This is a genomic window from Butyrivibrio sp. FCS006, assembly GCF_000424525.1.
Lineage (GTDB): Bacteria > Bacillota > Clostridia > Lachnospirales > Lachnospiraceae > Butyrivibrio.
This window is the reverse complement of the sequence record NZ_AUKB01000013.1, coordinates 85,607-112,320: the sequence shown is the minus strand read 5'-3', so window position 1 is coordinate 112,320 and position 26,714 is coordinate 85,607. Positions and strand designations below refer to the sequence as shown.

At 44.8% G+C, this 26,714-nt stretch carries 19 protein-coding genes; 14 read left to right on the top strand and 5 right to left on the bottom strand.

Annotated elements, in window-relative coordinates:
• Nucleotides 1-10: 10 nt before the first annotated feature.
• On the top strand, nt 11-1,372 hold the full coding sequence (locus G633_RS0105275; RefSeq protein WP_026519285.1) for a GH1 family beta-glucosidase: 1,362 nt from the start codon (nt 11-13) through the stop codon (nt 1,370-1,372).
• Between the two features lie 35 nt (nt 1,373-1,407).
• Here the strand turns inward: G633_RS0105275 and G633_RS0105270 are convergent, their stop codons facing one another.
• Complete coding sequence (locus G633_RS0105270) at nt 1,408-3,906, bottom strand: GH39 family glycosyl hydrolase (RefSeq protein ID WP_026519284.1); 2,499 nt, start codon at nt 3,904-3,906, stop codon at nt 1,408-1,410.
• Between the two features lie 261 nt (nt 3,907-4,167).
• On the opposite strand from G633_RS0105270, the gene G633_RS0105265 reads away from it, so the two are divergent.
• The 9 genes from G633_RS0105265 to pgmB all read left to right on the top strand — a co-directional run bounded on the left by G633_RS0105265 (nt 4,168) and on the right by pgmB (nt 15,963).
• Nucleotides 4,168-5,673 (top strand): sugar ABC transporter ATP-binding protein, encoded by a 1,506-nt coding sequence (locus tag G633_RS0105265; protein ID WP_035770761.1) that lies wholly within the window; start codon nt 4,168-4,170, stop codon nt 5,671-5,673.
• A 15-nt stretch (nt 5,674-5,688) separates the two neighbouring features.
• Nucleotides 5,689-6,654 (top strand): ABC transporter permease, encoded by a 966-nt coding sequence (locus G633_RS0105260; protein WP_026519282.1) that lies wholly within the window; start codon nt 5,689-5,691, stop codon nt 6,652-6,654.
• A gap of 46 nt (nt 6,655-6,700) precedes the next feature.
• Nucleotides 6,701-7,918, top strand: a complete 1,218-nt coding sequence (locus G633_RS0105255; protein ID WP_026519281.1) for a substrate-binding domain-containing protein — start codon at nt 6,701-6,703, stop codon at nt 7,916-7,918.
• Nucleotides 7,919-8,001: 83 nt separating this feature from the next.
• Nucleotides 8,002-9,015, top strand: coding sequence for an ABC transporter permease (locus tag G633_RS0105250; protein ID WP_026519280.1), 1,014 nt, complete (start codon nt 8,002-8,004; stop codon nt 9,013-9,015).
• 13 nt (nt 9,016-9,028) lie between these two features.
• Nucleotides 9,029-10,726: a glycoside hydrolase family 3 N-terminal domain-containing protein gene (locus G633_RS0105245; protein WP_026519279.1), complete on the top strand. Its 1,698-nt coding sequence runs from the start codon at nt 9,029-9,031 to the stop codon at nt 10,724-10,726.
• Nucleotides 10,727-10,744: 18 nt separating this feature from the next.
• Nucleotides 10,745-10,978 carry a poly(A) polymerase gene (locus tag G633_RS0105240; protein ID WP_022767629.1) on the top strand — a complete coding sequence of 78 codons (234 nt, stop codon included), beginning with the start codon at nt 10,745-10,747 and terminating at the stop codon, nt 10,976-10,978.
• Between the two features lie 67 nt (nt 10,979-11,045).
• A complete protein-coding gene (locus G633_RS0105235; protein WP_026519278.1) occupies nt 11,046-13,811 on the top strand; it encodes an alpha-L-rhamnosidase in 2,766 nt (921 codons plus the stop codon).
• Nucleotides 13,811-15,310, top strand: a complete 1,500-nt coding sequence (locus G633_RS0105230) for a family 43 glycosylhydrolase (RefSeq protein WP_051199975.1) — start codon at nt 13,811-13,813, stop codon at nt 15,308-15,310. Before G633_RS0105235 ends, G633_RS0105230 begins: the two co-directional genes overlap by 1 nt.
• A gap of 14 nt (nt 15,311-15,324) precedes the next feature.
• Nucleotides 15,325-15,963: a beta-phosphoglucomutase gene (pgmB, locus tag G633_RS0105225; RefSeq protein WP_026519276.1), complete on the top strand. Its 639-nt coding sequence runs from the start codon at nt 15,325-15,327 to the stop codon at nt 15,961-15,963.
• Here pgmB and G633_RS0105220 read toward each other — a convergent pair.
• From G633_RS0105220 to G633_RS0105205, 4 genes are read right to left on the bottom strand one after another with little or no spacing between them, the layout of a single operon-like run.
• Entirely contained in the window at nt 15,960-17,453 is a 1,494-nt protein-coding gene (locus G633_RS0105220; protein ID WP_035770759.1) for an extracellular solute-binding protein, read from the bottom strand. The genes pgmB and G633_RS0105220 overlap by 4 nt on opposite strands.
• Entirely contained in the window at nt 17,453-18,256 is an 804-nt protein-coding gene (locus tag G633_RS0105215) for an ABC transporter permease (RefSeq protein WP_026519274.1), read from the bottom strand. Before G633_RS0105215 ends, G633_RS0105220 begins: the two co-directional genes overlap by 1 nt.
• A complete protein-coding gene (locus G633_RS0105210; RefSeq protein ID WP_026519273.1) occupies nt 18,253-19,041 on the bottom strand; it encodes an ABC transporter permease in 789 nt (262 codons plus the stop codon). Before G633_RS0105210 ends, G633_RS0105215 begins: the two co-directional genes overlap by 4 nt.
• Nucleotides 19,042-19,051: 10 nt before the next feature.
• Complete coding sequence (locus tag G633_RS0105205) at nt 19,052-20,500, bottom strand: ABC transporter ATP-binding protein (protein WP_026519272.1); 1,449 nt, start codon at nt 20,498-20,500, stop codon at nt 19,052-19,054.
• A gap of 615 nt (nt 20,501-21,115) precedes the next feature.
• On the opposite strand from G633_RS0105205, the gene G633_RS0105200 reads away from it, so the two are divergent.
• The 4 genes from G633_RS0105200 to G633_RS0105185 all read left to right on the top strand — a co-directional run bounded on the left by G633_RS0105200 (nt 21,116) and on the right by G633_RS0105185 (nt 26,648).
• Entirely contained in the window at nt 21,116-23,020 is a 1,905-nt protein-coding gene (locus tag G633_RS0105200; RefSeq protein WP_026519271.1) for a subtype A tannase, read from the top strand.
• 100 nt (nt 23,021-23,120) lie between these two features.
• Complete coding sequence (locus G633_RS0105195; protein ID WP_026519270.1) at nt 23,121-23,768, top strand: SGNH/GDSL hydrolase family protein; 648 nt, start codon at nt 23,121-23,123, stop codon at nt 23,766-23,768.
• Nucleotides 23,769-23,898: 130 nt separating this feature from the next.
• Complete coding sequence (locus G633_RS0105190; protein WP_026519269.1) at nt 23,899-24,984, top strand: S66 peptidase family protein; 1,086 nt, start codon at nt 23,899-23,901, stop codon at nt 24,982-24,984.
• Nucleotides 24,985-25,142: 158 nt separating this feature from the next.
• On the top strand, nt 25,143-26,648 hold the full coding sequence (locus G633_RS0105185; RefSeq protein WP_026519268.1) for a flotillin family protein: 1,506 nt from the start codon (nt 25,143-25,145) through the stop codon (nt 26,646-26,648).
• The last annotated feature ends 66 nt before the right edge of the window (nt 26,649-26,714 follow it).

Genomic DNA, 26,714 nt, shown 5'->3' with positions numbered 1-26,714 from the left:
GAGGTGAAAAATGAGTTTTTCAAAGGATTTTTTATGGGGAGCTGCTTCCGCAGCACACCAGATTGAAGGTGGATACTTAGATGACGGCAAAGGCCTTGGAATCTGGGACCATTTCGAGCACGAGGAGGGACGCATTGAGTTTGGCGAGAATGCTGATGTTTCCTGTGATCACTACCATCACATGAAGGAAGATATTGCTCTTATGAAGCAGATCGGCTTAAAGAGCTACAGATTCTCCGTAAGCTGGCCAAGGGTTATGCCTGAGGGAATCGGAAAGGTGAACGAAAAGGGACTTAAGTTCTACTCAGATCTTGTAGATGAGCTTAAAAATGCCGGAATTGAGCCCATGGTAACTCTTTTCCACTGGAATCTTCCCATGGCGCTCTATGAAAAAGGCGGCTGGAAGAACCCTGAGATTGCAGACTGGTTTGCTGAATATGTAGAAGTAGTGGTTAAGTGCCTTGGTGACAGAGTCAGGTACTGGATGACCTTCAACGAGTATCAGATGTTTGTGGGTCTTGGCTACCAGATCGGTGCAATGGCGCCCTTTGAGAACAATGATATTAAGACCATGCTGGATATCTCGGTAAATGTCTTTAAATCTCACGGAAGAGCCGTTTCTGTTATCAGGAAATACAGTAAGCTTGAGGCCAAGATCGGAATGGCTCCCACAGGAAATGTGTGGGTTCCAAAGGATGACACTCCTGAGGAAGTTGAGAAGTGCAGGAAAATGTCTTTTGCCATAGATCCGTATGGTTTCCTTATGGGAAATGCATGGTGGGCAGATCCAATCTTCTTGGGACACTTCCCGGAAGGTTCAGAAGAAGCCTTCGGTGACATGCTTCCAAAGCTTACTGAAGAGGAGTGGGATGAGATAGCGCAGCCTCTTGATTTCTACGGCTTTAACGTCTATGAAGGAACTGTAAGATATCCGCTTGATCCAAACAACTACGGACCATACGAGTATCAGGGAAGCGCGCACACAATGATGGGCTGGAGCGTTACGCCAAGAGTTCTGTACTACGCACCCAAGTTCTTCTATGAGAGATATCATAAGCCGATCATGATCACCGAGAACGGAATGGCCGGCATGGACTGGAAGGCCATTGATGGCAAGGTTCATGACTACCAGAGAATAGATTTCACAAACAGATATCTCTTAGAGCTTGAGAGAGCAATTGATGACGGCATTGAGGTCATCGGCTACCAGCACTGGTCAATCATGGATAATTTTGAGTGGTGCCACGGCTATAAGATGAGATTTGGCCTTATCTACGTTGATTATGAGACAATGGAGAGAACACCTAAGGACTCTGCTTACTGGTATAAAGAAGTGATCGCAACTAATGGCGAGAGCCTTCATAAACATTAAAAATCAACCCCTGTTCATTTGAACAGGGGCTTTTTTTACTTTATTCGTTTGATCTCGGCAAATCGAATTTCCAGAGGAGCCAGAACCGGAGAATATTCGTAGACTCCGCTTTCAATCAGCCTGTATTCCTTGTGCATTCCGGGAACACAGTAGCCTTTTATTATCTCGACATCGCTTGGATCCAAGGGAACAGCACCCATCTTAAGCCAGATGTCATAAGCACTTCCGTATTCTCTGTTTACAAAGAGCTCTTTGATGCAATAGTTGCCATCCTCCAGATCTGTGAGCTTTATCTGGAACTGGAGGCTGTTTGTCATGTCAAAGGGCGTGTATCTGTTGGTTTCTGTCATATCAAACAGTTCACCCGAAGCAAACAGATTGCCGTAGTGTACGTAGTTGTAAGTGATGATCTGGTATGCATCAATGCTTCTTGTGATAAAGTAGCCTTCTCCTCCGGCTATGAGCTCATCTCCCAGAAGGCTTGCAAAATAGAAGCTGTAGTAAACGCTCTTTCTTATGCCGTTTGTGGTGTAGATACCAAGTCCACCGTGGAAAAGAGTGTCCGGCAGAGCATTTTCTTCCAAGAGGTCTGTAAGTGACCAGTAGCCGAAGCTATCGAGCCTGTCGTAGTTCCTGAGAAGGTTTTTGAGTATATAGCAGGATTTAAAGCAGGTGTCGCTGGCAAGATTCCTGTGGGAGAGGGTGAAGTTCCACTCTGTCATGTATATTGGCAGCGAGCCGAATCCTGCTGAGGAAAAGATCTTTTTGATGCTTCCGATCCATAGCGAGAAATCGTCGGTTCTTTTCGGGAAGGAAAAGGAAACGCTTCCTATAGTTACATTCTGCTTGGCTGTAATAGGAATAATGTCGGAATAGTAGTGTACATTCAAAAACTCCGGTTCACAGTTATTCTTTTTGGTATATGCAAGGAAATCTTTGATCCACTTGTCAGTTCCTAAGTTTTCCATATACAGAATTGAAGGGGATCCAAATACAAGCTTGTCGTCAACTCTTTTTACTGTGCGATAAGTGGCTTCATAGAAGCGCATAAACAGTGGGTCATCGCCAAAGCCGAACATGGACTTGGGTGTTACAGGTTCATTCCATACGCAAAAGAGCCATGATCTGACTGTGTTGGTGCCATAGCGCTCCAAAAGATGCCTTGTGAAGTTGTCGATGAACTGTTCCCACTCTGACATGTGTTTGGGTGGGCTTGTTATCATCGGCGAATAGAAAATAGTCTTATTCGGATCGGCAGCGAGGTCCCTTGGCATGAAAGAAAGCTGTATAAGGGGCTTTAAACCGATGGAAATAAGGAAATCAAGCGCCATATCAACCAAAGTGTAGTGGAAGGTCAGTTTGCCATTAATTCTTGAAACGACCATCATGTCATCGGAAAGAAGGCCATGAAACTTGATGTATTCATAACCAATGTTATTTTGAAGGTCTATGAGCATGTTCTGAATGTCCCTGTTTAACAGCTCTTTTGCCCTTCCGACGGTAATAAATTTCTTAAAGGTATGCTTTAAGGTTCTTACGCTGCTACTTGCTGAGGCGACGATTTCTTCAGATTTCTTTATATTTTTGGTGCTGATGGCATGTGGCTGGTCCTTGATATCTCCCAGATATTTTGTCAAAAGATGAAGATAATTGCTGGGCTCCATCTGCAGATAATTCAGAGTTGAAGAGGTTTCAGAAGCGGAGATATTCTGTCCTCTTTGCTTTCTATAGGTGCTTGGAAGTGTTCCGTATTGTTTTTTAAAGCTGCGGACAAAGGAATGGGACTCTGTAAAGCCGTTCCTGACAGCGATGGTCTCGATGGAGTCATTGGTAGAAAGAAGATCCGTGAGAGCGTGATTTAGCTTGACGGAAGTGTAGTACTGTGAGAACTTGACGCCCATATTCTTCTCAAAAAAGTTGGACAGATAGGGCACCGAAAGGTCCTCTTCGGATGCAAGATCGCTTAAAGAGAAGTTCTCAGCGTAATGGTCTTCAATATATTTAAGAAGCCTGGTGAGTCTGGCTGCGTATTTCTGCTGGGTCTTGATGGCATTTGTTATAGGAACACTGAAATTTGCCAAAAGCTCAGCAACAAGATAATAAGCCAGGGAATAGTTTCTGTACTGGGATTCGTATGAATTATGAGCGTTCTCGTTGAGCATGGTGGCAATTGCGAACTTTAAGCCATCAAACTTGGATAAGTCATCTGTTGTTGTCGTATTGCAGTCAAATACCATTTCATCGAGGTTGGCATCAAACTGGTTCATTCTTGATAAATCTATCTGGATAGCGATCATAACGGCGCTTTCAGACCTTAGGGAATGAATGGTATTGCTGTTGATAAGAATGATGTCCTCGCCTGTGAGCGTATATTCCGTATTATCGATGGATATGGTAATAGTTCCGTCCAGGATCATCAAAAGCTCAATACTTCTGTGCCAGTGATTATCAACGGAACCCAGCTTGTGCATGAAGATTTTAAGGGGAATATTAGGCGGGAACTCTATTATCTCGTGACGCTCTTCAAGATACATGATAAAACCTCATAAAAGAAAAAATGTACGTTATTTGCACCTGATTTAAGAATATATCAATTATTTTTATCAGTAAAGGCAAAAAAGGTACAAAAATTAATGTGTTAAATCGGCAAAAAGAGACCTGAAAATTAAAAAACAGTTTTTTCTTAAAAATTGTACATGTTTTTAGAAAGGGGTGACCTAGGGATGGGTACCCTGTAATTTGTATAATTGTTTCATCAAGAGAACAAGTGATTATTCCATGACATGGAGGAACCTATGGAACAGGAATTGATAATTGAAGTAAAAAACATGACCAAGAACTTTGGGATCACTAAAGCGCTCAGGGGAGTCGATGTAAAGTTTTACCGTGGTCAGATCCGTGGTCTTATCGGAGAGAACGGCAGCGGAAAATCAACCATAACATCAATCCTTGCAGGTATGCAGAAGGCTACCAGCGGCGAAGCGTTTTATAAAGGACAGCCCTGGGATCCCGACAGCATGGTAGAAGCTCAGAAGGCCGGAATCAGCATGGTACTTCAGGAAGCGAATACAATTCCTAACTGTACGGTTGCTGAAAACATCTTCGCAGGACGCTTCGATGAATTCTCCAAGTTTGGAATAGTAAATATGAAGAAGCTCAATGCTGCAGCTCAGAAGATGCTTGATGATTTCGATATCAAACACATCAAGGCTGCTGACAGCATCAACAAATACGGCTTTGAGGACAGAAAGCTTATTGAGATCGTGAGATGTGTTTCCGAGGATACAGAAGTTTTTGTTGTCGATGAGACAACCACAGCACTCTCTCATGAAGGAAGAAAGCTCATATATGACCTGATCCACAAGCTTAAGGACAACGGCAAGTCAGTAATCTTCATCTCCCATGATATGGAAGAGATCCTGGAACAGTGTACAGATCTTACAGTCCTTAGAGACGGCGAGATAATCGGTCATCTTAACAGAGAAGAGATGGATATGCCCAACGCGGAACAGGTTATCAGATACATGATGGTTGGTCGTGAGATCGGAGATGCTTATTACAGAGAAGACTACGACATTTCACATGGCGATAAGGTTGCGCTGGAACTTAAAAACGTAACACTTGGAGAGATAAAGGACTTTTCACTTCAGGTTCACGAGGGCGAGATCATAGGATTTGGCGGACTTAGCGGCTGCGGAATGCATGAGATCGGAAGACTTGCATTCGGACTTGAAAAGCCCGAATCCGGAGAGGTCTTAAGAGAAGGTAAGAAGATACACAACTGTAATGACGCCATCTCAGCAGGAATCGGATATATATCCAAGAACAGAGATACAGAGGCGCTTATCCTCGAGGGTTCAATTCAGGACAATATTACCCTTCCTTCAGAGAAAGACCTGGCAAAGAAGCTGTTCATCAAACCTTCCGATGAAAAGAACTTATCGGATAAAGAGATTGATTCCTTCAGGATCAAATGTAATGACGGTAATCAGTGGGTCAACACTTTGAGCGGTGGTAATAAACAGAAGGTTTCATTTGCAAAGTGGACTGCCAAGGGTTCTGATGTGATCATCATGGACTGCCCTACACGAGGCGTTGATATCGGTGTTAAGCAGTTTATGTACGCTCTGATCGCAGAGATGAAGAAACAGGGCAAAGCAATAATCCTCATCAGTGAGGAGATGGCAGAGCTCATCGGTATGGCAGACAAGATCGTAGTAATGAAAGATTTTGCCATCAGCAAAGAGTTTACAAGAAGTAAGGATCTGTCAGAGACAGATATTATCGAATACATGATCTGATCTAGGAGGAAAGAGATGTTTTCAAAAGCGTTTTTTAAAAAGCATGTATATGATATCGCGGCGTATGCCGGTCTGGCAGCGACTTTTATCCTGTTTCTGATATTCAGTAGAGAGAACCTCTCCTACAACGTAGGAACAGTACTGCAGGCAGCATCAGCGTATGCGATCTTATCCCTGGGCGCGGTGTTCGTTTATTCCATGGGATTTATGGATGTATCAATAGGACAGCAGATCGGTGTTTACTCGATCCTGATGATACTTATCTCGAATAAAATGGGCGGAAGCATCGCAGGAGTGGTACTTGGTTTTGTTGTTATCCTAGCCATCGCCCTGGTGTGCGGAGCCTTCAACGGAGCAGTTGCCGTATGGCTCAAGCTTCCATCAATCGTAACTTCGCTGTTCCTTATGTTCTTCTTTACAGGAGCGCAGCTCCTTCTTATGGAGAGCACCGGAAACAACACGATTTCCATTGAGGCAAGCATTAAGCCCTCAAGCAGAACAGCTTATAACTGGATCATTCTGGCAGCAATTGTGTTAGTTGCACTGGTTGTTACATTCCTTTTTAACTACACAAAGCTGGGTAAATATACAAAGGCAATCGGAGCAAATGAAGTGGTTGCAGCTCAGAGCGGAATCAACACCACCAGATGGAAGGTAATAGCTTATATGACCTTTGGTGTGTGCGTAGCCATTGCATCCTTCATCATGCTGATGAGAACCGGAACAGCCGGAAAGGGAACAGGCGGCGGATATGCAATGGACGTAATGATCTGCCTGATCCTGGGCGGAATGCCTCTTTCGGGAGGAATGGTCTCAAAGGTAAGAAGTGCTCTGATCGGTACATTTACTTATGTGTTGCTGACAAATGATCTGACGACAATGGGTGTAGAGCTCAATTACATCAACTTCGTCAAGGCAATCATTTTCATAATCATTATTCTTATTACATGTCGCAAGAATAATGGGGTGTTACCAAGATGATTTTTACTGCTATGGCAGGAAAAATACTTAGTTTAAGGAGGAATTTATGAAGAACGCAGTAAAGAAATTTTTAGCAATGATGCTTGCAGGCGTAATGTCAGTATCACTTATGGCTTGCGGATCAAGCGGAAGTGGAGCAGCAAGTACAGAAGGTGCTGCATCAAGTGAAAAGGCAGGCAAGAACTGCACAATCGGTGTAGCTTTCTATCAGGACAGTGGTCTTGCAACAGAGGCAACAAAAGCTTATCTCGACAACATGGCAGATACATTAAACTGCAAGTTTAAGTACACAGTATTATCTCAGACTGACGAAGGTGTAAACCTTACAAAGATCCAGGAGCTCATCGCTTCAGGTGTTGACGGAATCATCTGCACAATGGATTCCGGTACAGCAGCTATCGTACAGGAGTGCGAGGCAGCGGGCGTATATATCGGCGGATACCTTTGCGACTACGATATTTCTTACACACAGGCTTATGATGCTGTATTTAAGAACGATCATTTCGTAGGAACAGCAATCGATGGTTATGCTCCTGATAACGTAATTGTAGGACAGCAGATGTTTGACAGCCTTCTTGAGTACAACGAGAGAAACGCAGATGCTCCTATAACACACGTTTCACTGGCTATCTTCCCTGTATGGGCTTTCCCTGCACAGACACTTGCAGCTCAGCAGTTCATCGCAGCAGTTGACGAGTACAACAAGACAGCTGACGTTCAGATCACATGCGATCCTTTGAACGAGGAGACAGACGTTTTAGCATTCTCACCTATGGACAGCACATACTTTGCTAAACACGAAGGTATTCAGGCAATCATGAGCTTCGCAGCAGGTACAGGTTTCGTATATCCTGTAATGGTTCAGACAGGCAACGATAAGAACATCAAGCTCTTCACAACAGGTTTTGACGGTGGTGAGGAGAAGAACTTCGGAAGCGCAGGAACAGGCACATATCAGCAGAACTGTGTAACAGCTGTTGAGACTATCACATATCCACTTGTACTTCTCTTAAACAAGATCAACGGCGTAGAGTTTAAGGACCAGCCTGAAGATGCAGAGAGAGTAAGCTGCGATCAGTTCATCATGAACAGTGATGAGGATATGGCAGCATTCCAGAAGAACATTTACTTCACAGCAAACGCTTCAGATGCACTCTTCACACCTGAAGAAGTACTCAACATGACAGCTTATGCTAATCCTGATGCTACTTACGAGCAGCTCAAGAAATCTATTTCAACACTTACAGTTGATTCACATAAGTAATTAAAAGAAATACTAATGAAATGGTAATGATGTGGGGGATATTTATTATCCCCCAGGCATCATCCTGGTAATGAGGAAACGATATGAATACAAATAAAGGCTTAGAGATATTCAAAAAAATAGGGTTATCTGTCATTTTTCCATTATTGATGTTTGTGGTGATGCTGATCATTACCGGTACTAATGAAAAATGTTATGTCAATGGAAAGCTGATCTTCCTGTCGGGAGATATGGTGCAGCAGGTATTTCTTAATGCTTCCATGACAATCTGCGTGGCTCTGGCAATATGGATCCAGCTCAAAAACGGAAGATTTGATTTCTCCGGCGGAGCAACCATGATCCTTACAGCAATTGTTGCAGGACACATTGGTTATGACACCAGAAACCCATGGCTTGCACTTATTATTGCAGTAGTACTGGCAGTTGTCTTAAGTATGTTCACAGCAACTGTGTACATCTTAGGTCGCATTCCGATCATCATCTGTACGATCGGTATGACTCTTTTCTATGAGTCACTTACATACCTTGTATTTGGTGGACAGGGTATCAGAGTATTTTACTCCACCGTGGAGACATCAGTATTCGGAAGACTTCCCGGAATCTTCCTTCCTGCAGGACTTGCTATTTTAGCATTCGTGGTATTTACCTACTTTACCGCAGCCGGAAGAAAGGGAAAGATCTTATCAAACAACCAGAGAGCCGGTGTAAACATCGGTATCAATGAGAAAAAGAATGTATTCACAACATACATTTTTTCAGGAATCATCCTTGGATTTGCAGCAATCATCTACGTTTCACAGCATGAGGTTGGTCCTCAGTCAGGACTTGCCACATCAGGAATCATGTTCTCATACATCGTTCCTGTATTTATGGGAACCTTCATCGGACTTGCAAGCTGTGACGTTGTTGGTATCGCGATCGCTGCAATCGGTATGGAAATCATGAACTACGGACTCAACTGTCTGAACCTTGGAGCAGGCGGATGGCAACAGATCATCCTCGGAATCTTCGTACTTGGATTCTACTCATTCTCAGCTCAGACAGATAAGATACAGGCATTATTTGCCAGAATGAAAGCCGGAAAGGCAAAAGCATAAAGAGGTTAATTCAATGGATTTAAAGGCTAAGCCATTTTATTTATCAGATGAGGATATTAAGTGGGTTGAAGAGACCAAGGCTTCTCTTACATTAGATGAAAAGCTCGGACAGCTCTTTTTCCCAATCGGATATTCCCCAAATGAGCAGTATCTGCAGTATGAGATACTCTCCAAGAATCCCGGCGGACTTATGTTCAGAACCGGCAAAACTGAAGAGCTATTTGATGCATATTCATATCTTCAGACAAACAGCAAGGTTCCGATGCTTCTTGCAGCAAATCTTGAGGCAGGCGGAGACGGAATCGTACTCGAGGGAACATCATTCGGAAAGCAGATGCAGGTTGCAGCAACAGGTGATCCCGAGCAGGCATATAGACTTGCAAAGGTGAGCTGCAGCGAAGGACAGGCAGTAGGATGCAACTATGCATTCGCTCCTGTAGTGGATATCGATTATAACTATCACAGCCCCATAACAAATGTCAGAACCTATGGCTCTGACCCGGAGAAGGTCAAGAAATTCGGACTTGAGTATATGAGAGGGGCAAAAGAGTGCGGCTCAGCAGTAGCCATCAAGCACTTTCCCGGAGACGGCGTAGATGAAGTTGATCAGCATATATTAACCAGCGTAAACAGTCTCAGTTGTGAGGAGTGGGATGCGACATACGGCGACGTTTACAAAACCCTTATCGACGAAGGCGCTCTGTCAGTAATGGTTGGGCATATCGCGCTTCCTTCTTATCAGAAGAAATTTAACCCGGGCCTTCCCAAGAAGCTTATACCGGCTTCACTTTCACCTGAGCTTTTACAGAATCTCCTCAGAGATCAGCTTGGATTTAACGGAATGATAATCACGGATGCTACCCCTATGGTTGGCTTCCTCTGCGCAATGGATAGAGAAAAATCAGTTCCGTACTGCATTGAAGCAGGTTGTGACATGATCCTTTTCAACAAGGATTATGACGAAGATATTCAGTTTATGAAGAAGGGCTACGAGGAGGGAATTCTCTCTGAGAAGCGTTTGGATGAAGCACTTACACGTATTCTTGCCATGAAGGCAGCGCTGAGGCTCCATGAGAAAAGAGCTAATGGAACTCTTGTACCTGACAAAAAGAATCTGCCTGTTATTGGCAGCGATGAGCACGTTGCCTGGGCAAAAGAGTGCGCTGACAAGTCGGTGACACTGGTAAAGGATACACAAGCTCTTTTACCTATATCTCCTAAAAAGCACAAGAGAGTGCTGTATGAGATCATGGGCGGATGCGCTTCCGAGAAGAGAGTAGAAGAGACCTTCGTAAAGCTCATGGAAGCTGAAGGCTTTGAGATGATCCCCTATGTAAAAGAGGAATTTGATTTCAACAAGCCTATCAAGTTTGAGTCAGTTACCGAGTTCAGGAACAAGTATGACCTTGTTATCTATCTCGGAAATGTGGAGAATGCTTCCAATAAGACCACAGCAAGACTTAACTGGCACACCATCTTCGGAGCAGGCAACAATATTCCATGGTTTGTGGAGGTTGTTCCGACAATGTTTATTTCACTGCAGATCCCATATCATCTTCTGGATGTGCCGATGATCAAGACATACATCAATGCATATTCAAATCATGATTACGTGATCGAGTCAGTGGTTGAGAAGATCCTTGGCAAGAGCGAGTTTAAGGGCGTAAGCCCCGTAGATCCGTTCTGCGGAAAAGAGTACTTGGCATATTAACTTTGGAGGTAGACAAATATGGTAATCGACAAATTATCGGACTTTGAAGGCTTTTTAGAGGTGGTAGAGCAGTGCAAGGGAGATGTTGAACTGGTTACACCTGAAGGTGACAGACTTAATCTTAAGTCAAAGCTTTGCCAGATCATAGCATTATCCAGCGTATTCCCTCAGATTGCTGAGATCCCCAACGTTGAAGTGTTTGCGCATCAGCCGGAGGATATGGAGAGGATAGCAAAATTTTTATTTAAGTAATTTGTAGCCTGGATATGAGAAATTCATGTCCGGGCTAATTCTCATATTTGATAAAGGGAAAACTAGTATGAAAATCGTTGATGTAAAGATAAATGGAATTGAAAATCCGATAGGGTTCTCCTACCCGAAGATAAAGTGCAGCTGGAAGGTGACTGAGACAACAGGCAAATATCAGGTGCGCTCTAAGATCGTTGTAAGCGAAAAAGAGGATTTCTCAGAGATTCTCTGGAGCAAGGAAGATCATGATCTTGACTGGATCGGAGAGATTATAGATATAACTCCGAAGCCCAGAACAAGGTATTATTTCTACGTCGAAGTTACGGATGACGAGAATAATACTGCAAAGAGTGATGTATGCTTCTTTGAGACGGGCAAGATGACTGAGAAGTGGAAGGCTAAGTTCATCGGAACGAATGAGGAGCCTTCTTTCCACCCCTGCTTTGTAAGAGAGTTTTCCCTTGACGGGGTAAAAGAGATCAAGGAAGGCCGTATTTATGTGACAGGACTTGGTCTGTACGAGGCTTATTTAAACGGCGTTAAGATCGGCGACGACTACCTTGCACCTTTCTGCAACGACTATAACAAGGGCATTCAGTATCAGACTTACGATATCACGGACCTTCTGAAGGCGGATAACAAACTCTCTATCATCTGCGGAAACGGCTGGTATAAGGGCCGTCTTGGCTACGATGGTGACGTTTCATACTATGGCAATAAGTTTGGTGTCATTGCGGAAGTTTATGTAAATGGCAAGCCCACTGTCATGACAGATGAGAGCTTTAAATACTGCGGAAGCGATATTGTTTCCAGTGATATCTACGATGGTGAGGAGTATAACCGCCTATATTGGAAGGACAAGAAGAACGAGTGCAAGCCTGTGACTGTATGGAAGGACAACAAAGATACGGTGGCAAGGCTTGTGGAGAGATACAGTCTGCCTGTTGTGGTAAAAGAGACTCTTCCTGTAAAAGAGATCATCAATACACCTGCAGGTGAGAAGGTGCTGGATTTTGGGCAGAATTTCACGGGCTATGTATCCTTTAAAGCAAAGCTTCCAAGCGGAACCAGGGTTGTTCTTGATTTTGGTGAAGTCCTTCAGGAGGGCAATTTCTACAATGCCAACTACAGATCTGCCAAGGCACAGTTCACCTATGTCTCAGATGGTTCAGAGGAAGATGTTCGTCCACACTTTACTTATTATGGATTCAGATATGTGAGAGTAACAGGCTGGGAAGGCGAGCTTAATGCCGAAGATTTCACCGGAAACGTGGTTTATTCAGACCTTGAGACCACAGTGACCTTGGACACTTCAGACGCCAAGCTTAACAGACTTGCAAGCAACTGCTTGTGGGGACAGAAGTCCAACTTCCTTGATATGCCAACAGACTGTCCTCAGAGAGATGAGCGTCTTGGATGGACCGGCGATGCGCAGGTTTTTGCTCCTACTGCCTGCTTTAACATGGATACAAGAGCTTTCTACAGAAAGTTTTTATATGATCTTCATCTGGATCAGATGGATCACGACGGAATTGTTGCAAACTTTATTCCAAATATCAGCAAGGCTCCCGGCGGAAGCAGCGTATGGGGAGATGTTGCCACATTCCTGCCAATGGCTCTGTATGAGTATTACGGAGATGAGGATGAGCTTAGGGCCAACTACCCTCTGATGAAGGACTGGGTAGATCATGTCATTCATGAGGACGAAGAGCACGGTGATACCGGTCTTTGGAACTTTGGCTTCCATTTCGGCGACTGGCTTGCTCAGGACGGAATCAGCCCTCAGAGCATGAAGGGCGGCACAGATGACTATTTTGTGGCATCTGTCTACTACTATGAATCACTGATAAAGGCAGGAAGCGCAGCCAGAATCCTTGGGTATGTCGATGACAGCATAAGATATGCTAAGCGCGCAGAAAAGGTAAATAATGCAATCTTAAATGAGTATTTCTCGCCTAGCGGAAGGCTTGCAATTGATACACAGACAGCGTACCTTATCTGCCTCAAATACAAGATATTTATCAGCAGGGACAAGATTATCGATGGCCTTAAACTCAGGCTCAAAAAGGACTGCTATAAGATTAAAGGCGGCTTTGTAGGAGCCACGATGATGTGCCAGGTTCTTGCTGAGAACGGTATGGAGGATATTGCCTACTACATCTTGTTCCAGGAAGGCTTCCCCGGATGGATGCACTGCATCAACCTCGGAGCAACCACGATCTGGGAGAGATGGAACTCTATCCTTGATGACGGAACCATCAGCGGAACAGGCATGAACTCGCTCAATCACTATTCATATGGCTCTGTCATGGAATATGTTTACCGCTTTATCGCCGGAATCCAGCCTAATTCAGCCGGATTTAAGAGCGCATATATTGCTCCTCAGCTAAGCTCCAAGCTTCAGTATGTGAACTTTGAGTACAACTCTGTAAGCGGTAAGTATGCATCCTGCTGGAAGATAAACGATGACGGCACAATAACTGTAAGAGCCGAAGTTCCTTTCGGATGTTCTGCGGTTTACAGACTGCCCGGAACAAACGGCGAGGAGATACAGCTGGAGGCAGGAGTTTTTGAAAAGACCTATAAGCCCGCCAGAGATTACAGGCTCATGTATACCATGGACACAAGGCTTGAGGAATTTGCCGAGGATAAAAGAGCTCTCGACATAATAAAAGCTGACCTTCCTCTTGCATACAAACTTATAGAAAGCAAGGACGTAGAGAGCCTTGGGCTTACACTAAATGAGCTGCAGACCATGTTCTTTATGGGCTTTAACCCGCCAATGGTCATGGCAGCGGCAGAGAAACTGCTTGCACTTAAAAAGGAGTGGAAATAATGAGACAGGTTTTTAACCCCTATTTACCGCTATATGAATATATTCCCGACGGAGAACCAAGGGTATTTGACGGAAGAATTTATATCTACGGATCCCATGATCTTGCAGGCGGAGAGAAGTACTGCATGGGAGATTATGTGACCTGGTCTGCACCTGTAGATGACCTGACAGACTGGAGATATGAAGGCGTTATCTATAAGAGAACCCAGGATCCTTCAAATGCAGATAATAAGATGGACCTGTGGGCTCCGGATGTAGTAAAGGGCGCAGATGGCAGATATTACATGTATTACTGCTTCTCTTTTAACCCGGAATTTGGCGTGGCAGTCAGTGATTCACCTGCAGGACCTTTTTCCTTCTACGGACATGTTAAGTATCCGGAGGATGTGATGGGAGGAAAAGAGCTTCAGGAGAACTTCCCATTTGATCCCGGAGTACTGGTAGATGATGACGGAAGAGTCTTTTTATACTACGGATTCAGCCCGGCTAAGCCACTTCCAGCGCCTCCGCTCGAGACATTCCTTGAAATGGGAATGAGCAGGGAAGAAGCACAGGCGCAGCTTCAGGCTATTGCTAATACCAAGTTCTCTGACGGAGCCTTTGTTGTAGAGCTTGATAAGGATATGCTCACAGTTAAGGGAGAGCCTCATCTGATGGTTCCCGGCGAAAAGATCGCAGGGGGTACAGGATATGAGGGACACGGCTTCTTTGAGGCCTCTTCGATGCGCAAGATAGGAGATAAATATTACTTTATCTATTCAAGCTCAGTTAGTCATGAGTTGTGCTATGCAACATCAGACTATCCGGACAAAGAGTTTACCTATGGTGGAGTAATTATATCCAACGGAGACATCGGATATAAGGGAAATGTAAAGCCCAGAGCCATGATGGGTAACAACCACGGAAGCATAATCGAAATAAATAACAAGTGGTATATATTCTATCACAGGCAGACTCACGGCACTGAGAGCTCAAGACAGGGCTGTGCTGAGGAGATTCATGTGGCAGAGGATGGCAGTATTGCACAGGTTGAGCTCACAAGCTGCGGTCTTAACGGCGGAGCTCTTGCAGGTAAGGGAACTTACTCAGCTGCCATTGCATGTAACCTTATGTGCAAAGAGAATGACAAAAAGATTGTTTACGGACAGTCTCTTAAGGACTCTCAGCCCTATATTTTCCAGAAAACAGCTGAGAAGGAAGAGGAGTCGGAGCAGTATATAGCAAATGTCTTTGACGGTGTTGTTGCAGGATTTAAGTATTTTGACTGCAAGGACGTCAAAAAGATATGTGTAGAGGCAAAGAGCTACGGAAACGGTAAGCTTCTTATATCGCTGGATTCTGAAGATTCTGCGCCGGTCTGCGAGATCTTTTTTGCGAAAGCAGATGATGGATTTGCGAGGTATGAGACAAGCGTAGATATTCCGGATGGGATCCATGGCCTGTTCTTTAGCTTTATTGGTGATGGAAAGATCGATTTTAAGAGTTTTACATTGGAGTGATGAAAGGAGCTGTTATGAAATATAAGGCTGTAATTTTCGATTTGGACGGGGTTATCTGTTTTACGGATGAATATCATTATCTGGCATGGAAAGAGCTGGCAGATGAGCTGAATATTCCCTTTGACAGGACAATAAATGAGAGACTCAGGGGTGTCAGCAGAATGGATTCTCTTGAGATAATACTTGAGAAATACACAGGTCCTGCGCTTTCAGACGAAGAGAAGGAAAGACTCGCGACCAAGAAGAATGATATCTACAGAAAGAGTCTTGAGAAAATGTCTCCTGCAGACCTCTCGGATGAGGTCAAAGAGACTTTAAATGCCCTTAGGAATAAGGGGCTTAAGCTGGCTATTGGTTCATCCAGCAAGAATACCAAGTTTATACTTCAGAGAATCGGCCTGGAAGGGTTCTTTGACGCCATAAGTGATGGCACAAATATCACAAGATCCAAGCCGGATCCGGAAGTTTTCTTAAAGGCTGCTGAGTTTGTGCTCGAGGAGCCCAAGGACTGCCTCGTTATCGAAGATGCCGAAGCCGGCATAGATGCTGCAGTTGCAGGCGGATTTGATGGCGCCGGTATCGGAAGTGCAGCAAAATATTCCAAGGCAACTTATCATCTGAGCAGCTTCAAGGATATTTTGAAATACGTTTAATTGTAGAGCTTTTCCTTTGCGGCTTTTTGACGCAGGAGAAATACTACTACAGCGCAAATCGCCAGTATGATGGCAGCCCATACCCATACAGGAACGGTGAGGATGTTAAAGCACCTTACGCGAATCCACATACGGTTGATGACTTCGCTCTTTGCCTGATCGAAGTAAACCATGATGGAAGCGCGGTCTATAACCTCTGAAGAAGGGTACTGGGCGCCTAATTGGCGTTTAAGCTGTTCCTCGGGAACAGTCAGCACATAATCTTCATCATCAGGGTCTCCTGAGAAGAAATATCCAACGGGGTAATCTGTTGCCTCCTCTTCATCCTCTGCACCGTAATTCCACTCAAGGTATTCAAATACGCGACCATCGTCTCCTCCGGAGATGACAGAGGTATATCCGATATAGTACATGTTGCGGATAGCGTTATCAGGTCTTGAAATAAAGTTGATAAATGCCTCGGCAGCCTGCTGTTTGGCAGGATCCTGGGAAATTCCCTTCTTAAGCATTACCCATCCGTCAAAGTATATATTGGTACTCTCCTTAGGAGCAGCGAAGTTTAAGTAGTAATCGTCTTCTTCGGCCTGATCCATGGCATATACAGCATCTCCTGACCACTGGTAGTTTGCAACTACCTTCCCCGTGATCATATCGGCTTTTCCTGAGTCTGTTTCAAAGGAATACAGATTGTCTTTTACCTGCTGCAGATAGTGCTGTACGTTATCTACCGTCTCCTGGGAGACGTCATTCATCTCGGTCTGAAGGGCCATGGCATAGTCAGGCCTTGACCTGAATTCATCAGATGTCAAAAGATCTGACTTAAGAGCACCGACAGCGGCAAAATAAGCGTCTCTGACATTGTCTTTGATTGTAACCTGACGGCGATAAGCCGGGTTTTCAAGAAGCTTCCAGGTAGAAGCATCTTCTTCGCTTACTACATCAGGGTTATACACGAATCCTGTAATACCCCACATATATCCTGCAGCGCAGCGATCCCAGGTAACACCGTTAATATCGTGGGTCTCAAAGATGTTTCTGATGTAGGGAGAAACGCCTTTGATGTAGTAGTTGGTCTCTATCTCGGGGTCAAAAAACTCATCTGAGAGGGGCTGAACCATATCATCTGCCATGAGCTTCATGATCATGTACTCCGAAGGGCACACAAGGTCATAGACATCGCCTATTGTGAGCATGTTGTAGAGATCTTCGTTGGTACCGAAGGTGGAGTATTCTACTTTTACTCTTTTTCCGTAGGTTTCGTAGTACCAGTCCTCGAAGTCTGCCACCATGGAGTTTTCGCCGAAAATATCGCCGCTCTCAAGGTCAATCACTTCGTCCTCACCCCAGTCCCCCTGGTCTATATACTCCTCCCAGTTGCAGATGCGCAGTGTTACAGGCTTCTCTGCATCTGAAGCAGCATATACAGGACGGGAGCAGGTGGTAATAACGCTTGTTATTATAATAATAGCCATTAGTAGTCTTGCTTTCATCAGGCTCTCTCCTCTTTAATTTCATGTCGCTCGAATTTCAGATTTCTTACGGCAACGATAATGATAACGATCAGAAAGATCAGCGTTGATAATGCCCACAGCGCTGTTTTTATATGAGTCTGGGAACCCTTTGTGGCATTGACAACATAAGTACTGATGGTGTCAAAGGTCGCCGGTTTGGTATAAGTGGCGATGAAATAGTCATCCAAAGAAAGTGTTATCGCCAGTGAAAAACCGGAGATAATACCTGAAAGTATCTGGGGAACAACCACCTTGGTAAGCGCCTGGAAAGGTGTTGCACCAAGGTCCAGAGCAGCTTCGTAGAGGCTTGAATCCATCTGCTTGAGCTTAGGAATAACAGAGAGATACACAAAGGGCGCACTCAGAGTCACATGGCCGAAGAGCAGCGGGAAGAAGCTGTCCTTGTTAATGCCCAGAACAACTACAAGAAGAATGCACAGCGAGAAACCGGTAACAACATCAGCGTTGATGACCGGAATCTGATTTACTGTGTCCATCACAGCAGTTGTACGTCTCTTGGAGTAGAAGGCGCCAATTGCACCCAAGGTTCCCAGTAGGGTAGCAAGCAGTGCTGATGCCAGGGCCAGCAGTATCGTGCCCATTATCATCTCCTGAAGCTCAGGGGTAGTGAAGAGCGTCACGTAGTTTTTCAGTGTAAAAGAGCGTATGGCTCCGATCTGCGTTGAATCAGTGAAACTGTACAGCGCAAGCACAAGGATCGGTACATATAAGAAGAGGATGACCAGAATCGGTATTCCGGCCCTAGCTATCTTTTTTGTCATAACAGTGCACCTCCTGCCTTAGCTGTTTCGCCCCTGTCGTCATCGTTAATGATGTTGAAGATACATATGATGCCCAGCAGGATAAGTGCGATCATTGAACCGCCGTTCCAGTTGTATGCGGAGAAGTAGCTGCCGATAAGACTACCCATGATGTAGGTGCTGTTATACAACATATCCAGTACTACATAGTTAGTCATTGCAGGCAGAAGAACCATGGATACTCCGCTTATGATGCCCGGAAGGGAAAGGGGCAGTGTTACGCGCAGGAATGCATGCCTGTCGTTAGCACCCAGGTCTTTTGCTGCCTCGATCAGAGAAGCGTCCATCTTGGCAAGGGTGTTATAGATAGGCAGGATCATGAAGGGCAGGAAATCGTAAGTCATACCGATAACCGAGTTAAGGAACGGATGGTATGCAAGATTTCCCTCTATCAGGTCCAGGATCTCCTTGAGCGCTGTAATACGGAGCGAGAAGTTGATCCACATGGGCATGATGAAGATCATGATAAGTACGGTATTTTTCTTAAGTCTCCCTGTGGTGAGAATATAGGCAGTCGGATAAGCCAGCAGCAAACATACAGCTGTGGTTGTAAGCGCCAGGGCAAAGCTGTAGAACAGCGTTCCCAGCGTATTAGGGTCAGTAAAAAAGTCTGTCAGGTTCCGGAGCGTGAATTCCCCCTGTCCGTTGGTAAAGGCATAGTAGAACAGTACCAGAAGCGGAGCTACTACAAAGAGCAGCAGGAATGCGGCATATGGGATACCTAAGGTTTTTCTGGAAAATCTCATATGCTCCTCCTTATTTCTTAACTGTAAATTTCATCTTATCAAGAGGCAGGATCAGGCCGACTCTGTCGTCCATATTCCAGAGATATTCATCATTGACGATGAAATCCTGCCCGAAATCAGTGTTGATAACGTAGCTGTAGTGGTCGCCCTTGTAAATAAGGTTGCTGATAAAGCCTTCTACCAGTACCTGCTCGTCATCAGTGTTATCTGTCATGCGTATATCGCCGGGCTCAATAGCTGCGACGATATGTATCTTGTCTGGGTCAATTACCTCCCCGTGTTCGTCCAAAAGCTCGTGATTTTCATTTCTACGGCTGCCTTTGATGAGCTGAGTCAGGCTGACATCAAGCTCTTTATTATTGATCTCGAGACGATGATTTTTGTTCATGTCTACGTGGAAGAAGTTGGTGTGGTTCTCAGCAAGCATGATGTGGATGCCATCAGGCTCAACCTTGATTCCGACATCACTGCCAACTTCTGCAGACTTGGTGTTCTGGATCACAACTTCATATCTGCCGGACTGAACGGTTATCTCGTAGTGCATTCCCTTAAAGATAACGGATGTTACCTTACCGCGGATCTGTCCTTCACCGGGGGCTACAAGTTCAATATCCTCGGGACGTACAACAGCAGTGATCTGAGTACCCTGAGGCACATCATCGACGCACTGGAAAAGACCGCCTGCAAAACGTGCCTGCATGCTGCCGGTCATAATGCCGTTAAAGATGTTACTCTCGCCGATAAAGTCTGCAACAAAGGCGTTTTTGGGCTCGTTGTAGATATCTTCCGGGGTTCCGATCTGCTGGATCTTGCCCTCAGCCATGACTACGATCTTATCGGACATGGTAAGAGCCTCTTCCTGATCGTGGGTTACGTAGATGAAAGTAATGCCCAGCTCATCGTGCATAGCCTTAAGCTCTATCTGCATCTCTTTTCTCATCTTGAGATCAAGAGCACCAAGGGGCTCGTCGAGAAGCAGGATTTCAGGTTCGTTGACCAGCGCTCTTGCGATACCTACACGCTGCTGCTGACCACCTGAGAGCGTGGAAACGCTTCTTTTCTCAAAGCCTTCAAGGTCAACCAGCTCCAGGACTTTTTTAACCTTCTTCTTGATCTCGTCTGCCGGAAGCTTTTTAAGCTTTAAGCCGAAGGCGATATTATCGAATATATTCATATGGGGAAACAGAGCATAGCGCTGGAACACCGTGTTGATGGGCCTTTCATACGGTGGCAGCTGCGAGATGTCTTTTCCATTCAAAAGGATATCTCCGGAGGTCGGCATGTCAAAGCCGGCAATCATTCGAAGAGTCGTGGTCTTACCACAGCCTGAAGGTCCCAGGAAGGTGACAAACTCACCGCGCTTAACCTCCAGATTAAAGTCCTCAACAGCCTTGAAGCCATCTTCGAAGATCCTGTTGATGTGTTTGAGTTCGATGATGTTATCGTTCGTGTTCCCCATTTTGGTAAGCTCCTTATTAAATCACAATTCACTGTTTTCTATTTTATCACGTGGACGCTTTACTGTGGGAAAAAGTATAAGAATATTTTTGAGCCCCAGGGACGGAGTCAGTGGCTCATTTTTTGGTCCCTAGGGACGGGGGTAAGGGACCATTTTCCACTGCAATTGCGGAAAAGTGTAAAATGCAGAGGATGATTTGGGAAAGTGTTAAGAGTACATTCCACTGCAATCTCTAAAATGCAAAAAATGTAGTGGAGAATTGGAAATGGATTTCGGATGGAGTTCCACTGCATAAACATAGAATCATGGAATGCAGTGGAGGGAAAAGAGATTATTGGGGGTGATGGTCCACTACATTACAAGTAATGCGTTAATTGCATAGGAATACCTGCGCCAATTCTGTTTAAAATGACCACTGCAAAAGCAAGAATTCGTTGAATGTAGTGGAAGGCGGAGAAAAAAAGATGAAAATTTCACCACTGCATTTGTGACAATAAATCAATTGCGGTGGGAAATAAGATTTTTTAGGATTGCTTAATTGGTCTTTTAGGTACGTTTTAAGTTGGATGCATATTATTGCTTTCAGACGAGCAAACAATTCAGGAGGAATGATCAATGATCAGGAGAAAGATTATTTTAGCAATTATTTTGGGCACATCAGTTGCTCTTACAGCGTGCGGAAGCGGTGCAACAACAGAAACACAGGTAAGCACTACACAGGAGAGCGCGGCGGAATCAACAGGTGCAGAAGATACAGCAGCAGAAGCCAATACAGATGCGGACTCAGCAAAAGAAACATCAGAGATAGTAACAAATCTGTCCAAGATAGATAATACAAAATGGCAGTACAACGAAGAGGATAATGTATACTACCAGCTTGGGATTCAGTATTGTGAGAATCCGGCTGATACAGAGTATGAGGAACTGGCGATAATTGTTCCGGCAGCTTACATGGATGCTACGGACAATGGAGACGGAACATACACATGTACGCTGAATACTACGGCTGAAGTAAACGGATATACTGCAGAGACAGCACCGATCGTGTTCCCCGTAAATACACCCGGATATTCAGCACAGTCTCCAATGACTGAGTATAGCAGCGTTTCAGAGTATACAGATGCAGGATACATCTATGTACATGCAGGATGCAGAGGAAGAGATGCCGGAGCACCGGCTGGTGTTACCGATCTTAAAGCAGCTATACGTTATATAAGGTATAACGATGGCAATATCGCAGGAGATATGGACAGCATCTTTACATTTGGTATGTCAGGTGGTGGTGCGCAGTCAGCTCTTTTAGGAGTGACAGGTGATTCTGAGCTCTATGATGACTATCTTAAGGCAATCGGAGCTGTTATGGGAGTCAGCGATTCTGTGCTTGGATCCATGGGATGGTGCCCTATCACATCACTTGATTCCGCTGATGCAGCCTATGAGTGGATGATGGGAACAACCAGATCAGGCCTTACTGATGAGGAACAGAGCATTTCAGATGGCCTTACTGTTGCATATGCCGAATATATAAATAGTCTTGGGCTTACAGATTCAGATGGAAATGCGCTTACTCTGGAAGAGAGCGAGGATGGAAGATATCAGGCTGGAAGCTATTATGAATACATGGTCAGCGTAATTGAGGAGTCACTGAACAATTTCCTTGCAGATACTACGTTCCCGTATGATTCAGATTCTTCAAGTCAGGGACATCAGGCAGGAATGGGACCTGATGGAGGAAATGGAGGATTTGGCGGCGGAAAACCTGATGGCGAGAAGCCAAGCGGAGAAATGGGCGATTTCCAGGGAGAGAAACCGGAAGGCGATGATGCAGGCAATGGAGAGACCGGAGAAATTGATTTCACAGCCATCGATAATATCTCCAGAACAGAGAATAGCTCAGGTGTTACAATCTCAGGAACCTTCGAAACCGCACAGGATTATATAGATGCCCTGAATGCCAACGGAACATGGGTAACCTACGACGAGGCAACAAATACTGCAACAATCACAAGCATCGCTGACTTTGCGGAAGCAGTTAAGACAGCTTCCAAAGGCATCGCAGCATTTGACCAGCTTGATGAGTCACAGGGTGAAAATACTCTCTTTGGATATGGAGACGGAGAAGGTGCGCATTTTGATTCAATGCTCATGTCAGTTTTGAGCGAGCTGGGATCAAGTTACGTTGCGGATTTTGAAGAGGACTTAAGCCAGGAAGATGAACTCGGACACACAGTAGATTACAGATTAAATATGTACTCACCTCTGTATTACCTGCTTTCAAGTTCAGAAGGGTACGGTACATCAAATGTTGCTAAGTACTTCCGTATAAATACCGGCTTATGGCAGAGCGATACAGCAGTTAATACTGAGGCCAATCTGGTTCTTGCGCTCCAGAACTATGGTTCAGAGGTTGATTATAGCTTTGTATGGGGCCAGGAGCACACAACAGCTGAAAGAGACGGCGATTCCACAACCAACTTCATCGAATGGGTAAATGCCTGTGTAGCAGCTGAAGCTGAATAAAATTAGCTCTTGAAAAAGACATTTAATAATATTAGCCTTCTATTAGGAAATTAGAAATTCCTGATAGAAGGCTTTAATTTTTGGAGGAGAGTAAAAGGAAATGAAGTTAGAGGGATTAAAGATCAATTTTCTCGGGGACAGCATCACAGAAGGTCATGGAGTATCTGATCCGCAGAACTTCTACTGGAGGAGGTTTGAGAAGGATGGCTGTATCTGCCGAGGCTACGGAATCGGTGGAACAAGGATAGCAAATCAGCAGGTTCCATACGATGAGGTTATGGACCGGTACTTTGCATCAAGAGTAGATGAAATGGATGCGGATGCTGACGTTGTTGTACTTTTTGGTGGAACCAACGACTATGGTCACGGAGACGCAGCAAAAGGCCACATGAGCGATCGCACCCCGGATACATTTTATGGCGCTTTGCACGATCTGTATCAGAAGGTTTTAAAGAAATATCCCGGAGCAACAGTCATAGTCATGACTCCGCTTCACAGGACAGAAGAAGATAAGGTATATAACGAGGTCGGCGTTCGCAACTGGGGTACTCTTTTGGATTACGTTGAAGTGATCCGTGAAGTTGCCCAGTACTATGCACTTCCTGTAGTTGACCTCTATAAAGAGAGCGGTATTGAGCCTCAGGAAGATTTCATACGAGAGAGATACTGTCCTGACGGTCTTCATCCAAACGACGCCGGACATGAGATAATCTACAAGCTTCTTAAATCTAAGCTTAAGATGATGTGAGTCACCGGGGACGTTTCAGTTTGACTCAAAATGAGTCAAACTGAAACGTCCCCAGTGACTCGTTGTGACAGAAGTGTGATGCAGACATTGTTAACATGGGTTTATGCTAAACAAACAGGGGGTAAGCATTATGTTTAAGAAGAACAAAGGAATCGTATTAGTGTCAGTAGCATGTGCCCTTATGTTATCGTTAGTTGCCTGCACGAAACAGGAACCTTCCGGAAACCAGGAAGAAGAGTTTATAACAGAAGGCGAAGACACAAAGACAACGGTGGAGTACCGGGAATATACCGGCAAATACAAGGATATGTTCCTTGCGCAGGGTGATAAGATTGCCGTTATCTCGCCTTCGGCGCTGCCAAGCAGACAGCAGGTAGATTCTACAATAGAAGGACTGAAGAGCTGGGGATATGAGCCGGTTGAAGGAAATCATGTCTGCGCAGAGACACGCACTCTTGATGATATTTTGGATGACCTCACCTGGGCACTGGAGGATCCTGAGATAAAGGCTATCTTCTGTGTTCGAGGAGGATATGGAGCATCTGAGATTGCGGATGTGCTCCCTGAGGATATCATTAAGACATCTAATAAGCTGATCATAGGCTATAGTGACATAACAGTTTATCACTCAGCATGGACAAATGCAGATGTGGCTTCAATACATGCCTGCATGAGTGGAACGTTTAACGGATTGCCTGATAGCTGCGTTGAAGCAGAAGAAAAAATCCTTAAAGGTGAAGTTCCGACATATACATGCGATAGCAGCACTTACTGCAAGGAAGGCGAGGCCAAGGGAATACTTATAGGTGGCAATCTTTCTACATTTACCGCGGTCATTGATTCTGCCTATGATTGTACAAAGTCAGGACAGCCGTACATTCTTTTCCTGGAAGATGTGGGTGAGGACGTACAGCATATTCACAGATATCTAACGATCTTAAAGCATGCAGGTGTGCTTGATGGCGCATCAGGCATAGTGTTTGGTGAATGGACAGAGCTACCGCCGGATTTGGGCGATTACAGCGGAAAAAACAGAGGCGGAGAGTACAAATCTATTGCTGATATGATCTCAAGGCAGTTCCTTCCGGAACTTGATATTCCGGTTGCATTCGGATTTCCTGCAGGACACGGGGATATCAATTATCCGTTGCTTATGGGAGAGACGGCTGAACTCAAGGTCGGAGCAGACTCTTTTACATTGTCTTGTGGACAGTGACTCATTTTTTCTTGTTTGGGAAAATATCATAATGTAATTCACAAAGCCCGGTATGTATTGTAATACCGGGCTTTCATATAATTTCTTTAACAACAAACGATACTTAAAAACTTAAGTATCACATTTAGGCCAAAGGCCTAAGAAAGAGAGGAGATTGTATGACACTACAGGCTATTTTATTATTTGCAATGATCGCGCTTATCATCCTGATCATTGTTGCAGGATATGTAAAGGCTCCTCCAGACAGAGCATATATCATATCCGGTATGAGGAGAAACCCCAGAATCCTGATCGGACGCGCAGGAGTAAAGATTCCGTTCTTTGAGAGAGTCGATAAATTGTATCTTGGACAGATGACTGTTGATATCAAGACTGAGCAGTCAGTACCCACAAACGATTTCATCAATGTAAACGTAGATGCTGTAGCAAAGGTAAGGATTGGAACAGACACAGAGTCAATACAGCTGGCTGCCAAGAACTTCCTGAATAAGGATCCTGAGCAGATCACAATGGACCTTCAGGATTCTCTGCAGGGTAACATGCGTGAGATCATCGGTACACTTGCTCTTAAGACCATAAATACTGACAGAGACAGCTTCTCAGATCAGGTTATGGAAAAAGCTTCAAGAGATATGAGTAAGCTTGGTATTGAGATTCTTTCCTGCAACATCCAGAATGTTACAGATGAAAATGGTCTCATCAGTGATCTTGGTATGGATAACACCGCTAAGATCAAGAAGGATGCTGCTATTGCAAAGGCTCAGGCCGACAGGGACGTAGCAATCGCACAGGCTGAAGCCGATAAGGCTGCCAACGATGCGAGAGTTCTTGCACAGACCGAAATTGCTGAAAAGAACAACGCCCTGGCTATCAAGCAGGCTGAACTCAAGAGAGAAGCTGATACAGCAGGCGCTATTGCCGATGCTGCTTATCAGATCCAGGAGCAGGAACAGCAGAAGACCATTCAGACAGCAACTGTGAATGCACAGATCGCTAAGGCTGAGAGGGAAGCAGAGCTCAAGCAAAAAGAGGTACTGGTAAAACAGCAGGAACTTGCTGCTGAGATCGAGAAAAAAGCTGATGCCGAGAAATATCAGGCTGAAAAGAAAGCTGAAGCAGAGCTGGTACAGCGTCAGAAAAAGGCTGAAGCTGCCAAGTATGAGCAGGAGCGTGAAGCTGATGCTAAAAAGGCTCAGGCTGAAGCCCAGAAATTCGCTGCAGAGCAGGAAGCAGCAGGTATCAAGGCAAAATATGATGCCGAAGCTGCAGGTATTGCTGCAAAAGGTCGTGCAGAAGCTGAAGCCATCAAGGCCAAAGGTCTTGCTGAAGCTGAGGCCATGGAAAAGAAAGCAGAGGCTTATAAGAAGTACAACGGCGCTGCTATGGCTGAGATGATGATCAAGATCATGCCTCAGATGGCTGCTGAGATTGCAAAACCTCTTTCACAGATCGACAAGATCAATATATATGGTACAGGCGATGGCTCCAACGGAGCATCACAGATTTCAGGGAACATGCCAATTGTCATGAAACAGGTATTTGATACCATGTCAGAGGCTACAGGCGTTGATTTCACAGAGATTATGCGTGCCGGAACCTATGATGCAAAGGTTAACAAGAACATCAACATCACAGGTGCTGATGAATCAGTAGAAACTAAGTAAAGAGCTTTACTAAGTAAAGGAATCCACTCCCATTCATATAATGGGGGTGGATTTTTGATTGCAGAA

Bases quoted from the DNA above. Each gene is read 5' to 3' on its own strand.
- G633_RS0105275 (WP_026519285.1), top strand. From the start codon at position 11: ATGAGTTTTTCAAAGGATTTTTTATGGGGAGCTGCTTCCGCAGCACAC.
- G633_RS0105270 (WP_026519284.1), bottom strand. From the start codon at position 3,906: ATGTATCTTGAAGAGCGTCACGAGATAATAGAGTTCCCGCCTAATATT.
- G633_RS0105265 (WP_035770761.1), top strand. From the start codon at position 4,168: ATGGAACAGGAATTGATAATTGAAGTAAAAAACATGACCAAGAACTTT.
- G633_RS0105260 (WP_026519282.1), top strand. From the start codon at position 5,689: ATGTTTTCAAAAGCGTTTTTTAAAAAGCATGTATATGATATCGCGGCG.
- G633_RS0105255 (WP_026519281.1), top strand. From the start codon at position 6,701: ATGAAGAACGCAGTAAAGAAATTTTTAGCAATGATGCTTGCAGGCGTA.
- G633_RS0105250 (WP_026519280.1), top strand. From the start codon at position 8,002: ATGAATACAAATAAAGGCTTAGAGATATTCAAAAAAATAGGGTTATCT.
- G633_RS0105245 (WP_026519279.1), top strand. From the start codon at position 9,029: ATGGATTTAAAGGCTAAGCCATTTTATTTATCAGATGAGGATATTAAG.
- G633_RS0105240 (WP_022767629.1), top strand. From the start codon at position 10,745: ATGGTAATCGACAAATTATCGGACTTTGAAGGCTTTTTAGAGGTGGTA.
- G633_RS0105235 (WP_026519278.1), top strand. From the start codon at position 11,046: ATGAAAATCGTTGATGTAAAGATAAATGGAATTGAAAATCCGATAGGG.
- G633_RS0105230 (WP_051199975.1), top strand. From the start codon at position 13,811: ATGAGACAGGTTTTTAACCCCTATTTACCGCTATATGAATATATTCCC.
- pgmB (WP_026519276.1), top strand. From the start codon at position 15,325: ATGAAATATAAGGCTGTAATTTTCGATTTGGACGGGGTTATCTGTTTT.
- G633_RS0105220 (WP_035770759.1), bottom strand. From the start codon at position 17,453: ATGAAAGCAAGACTACTAATGGCTATTATTATAATAACAAGCGTTATT.
- G633_RS0105215 (WP_026519274.1), bottom strand. From the start codon at position 18,256: ATGACAAAAAAGATAGCTAGGGCCGGAATACCGATTCTGGTCATCCTC.
- G633_RS0105210 (WP_026519273.1), bottom strand. From the start codon at position 19,041: ATGAGATTTTCCAGAAAAACCTTAGGTATCCCATATGCCGCATTCCTG.
- G633_RS0105205 (WP_026519272.1), bottom strand. From the start codon at position 20,500: ATGGGGAACACGAACGATAACATCATCGAACTCAAACACATCAACAGG.
- G633_RS0105200 (WP_026519271.1), top strand. From the start codon at position 21,116: ATGATCAGGAGAAAGATTATTTTAGCAATTATTTTGGGCACATCAGTT.
- G633_RS0105195 (WP_026519270.1), top strand. From the start codon at position 23,121: ATGAAGTTAGAGGGATTAAAGATCAATTTTCTCGGGGACAGCATCACA.
- G633_RS0105190 (WP_026519269.1), top strand. From the start codon at position 23,899: ATGTTTAAGAAGAACAAAGGAATCGTATTAGTGTCAGTAGCATGTGCC.
- G633_RS0105185 (WP_026519268.1), top strand. From the start codon at position 25,143: ATGACACTACAGGCTATTTTATTATTTGCAATGATCGCGCTTATCATC.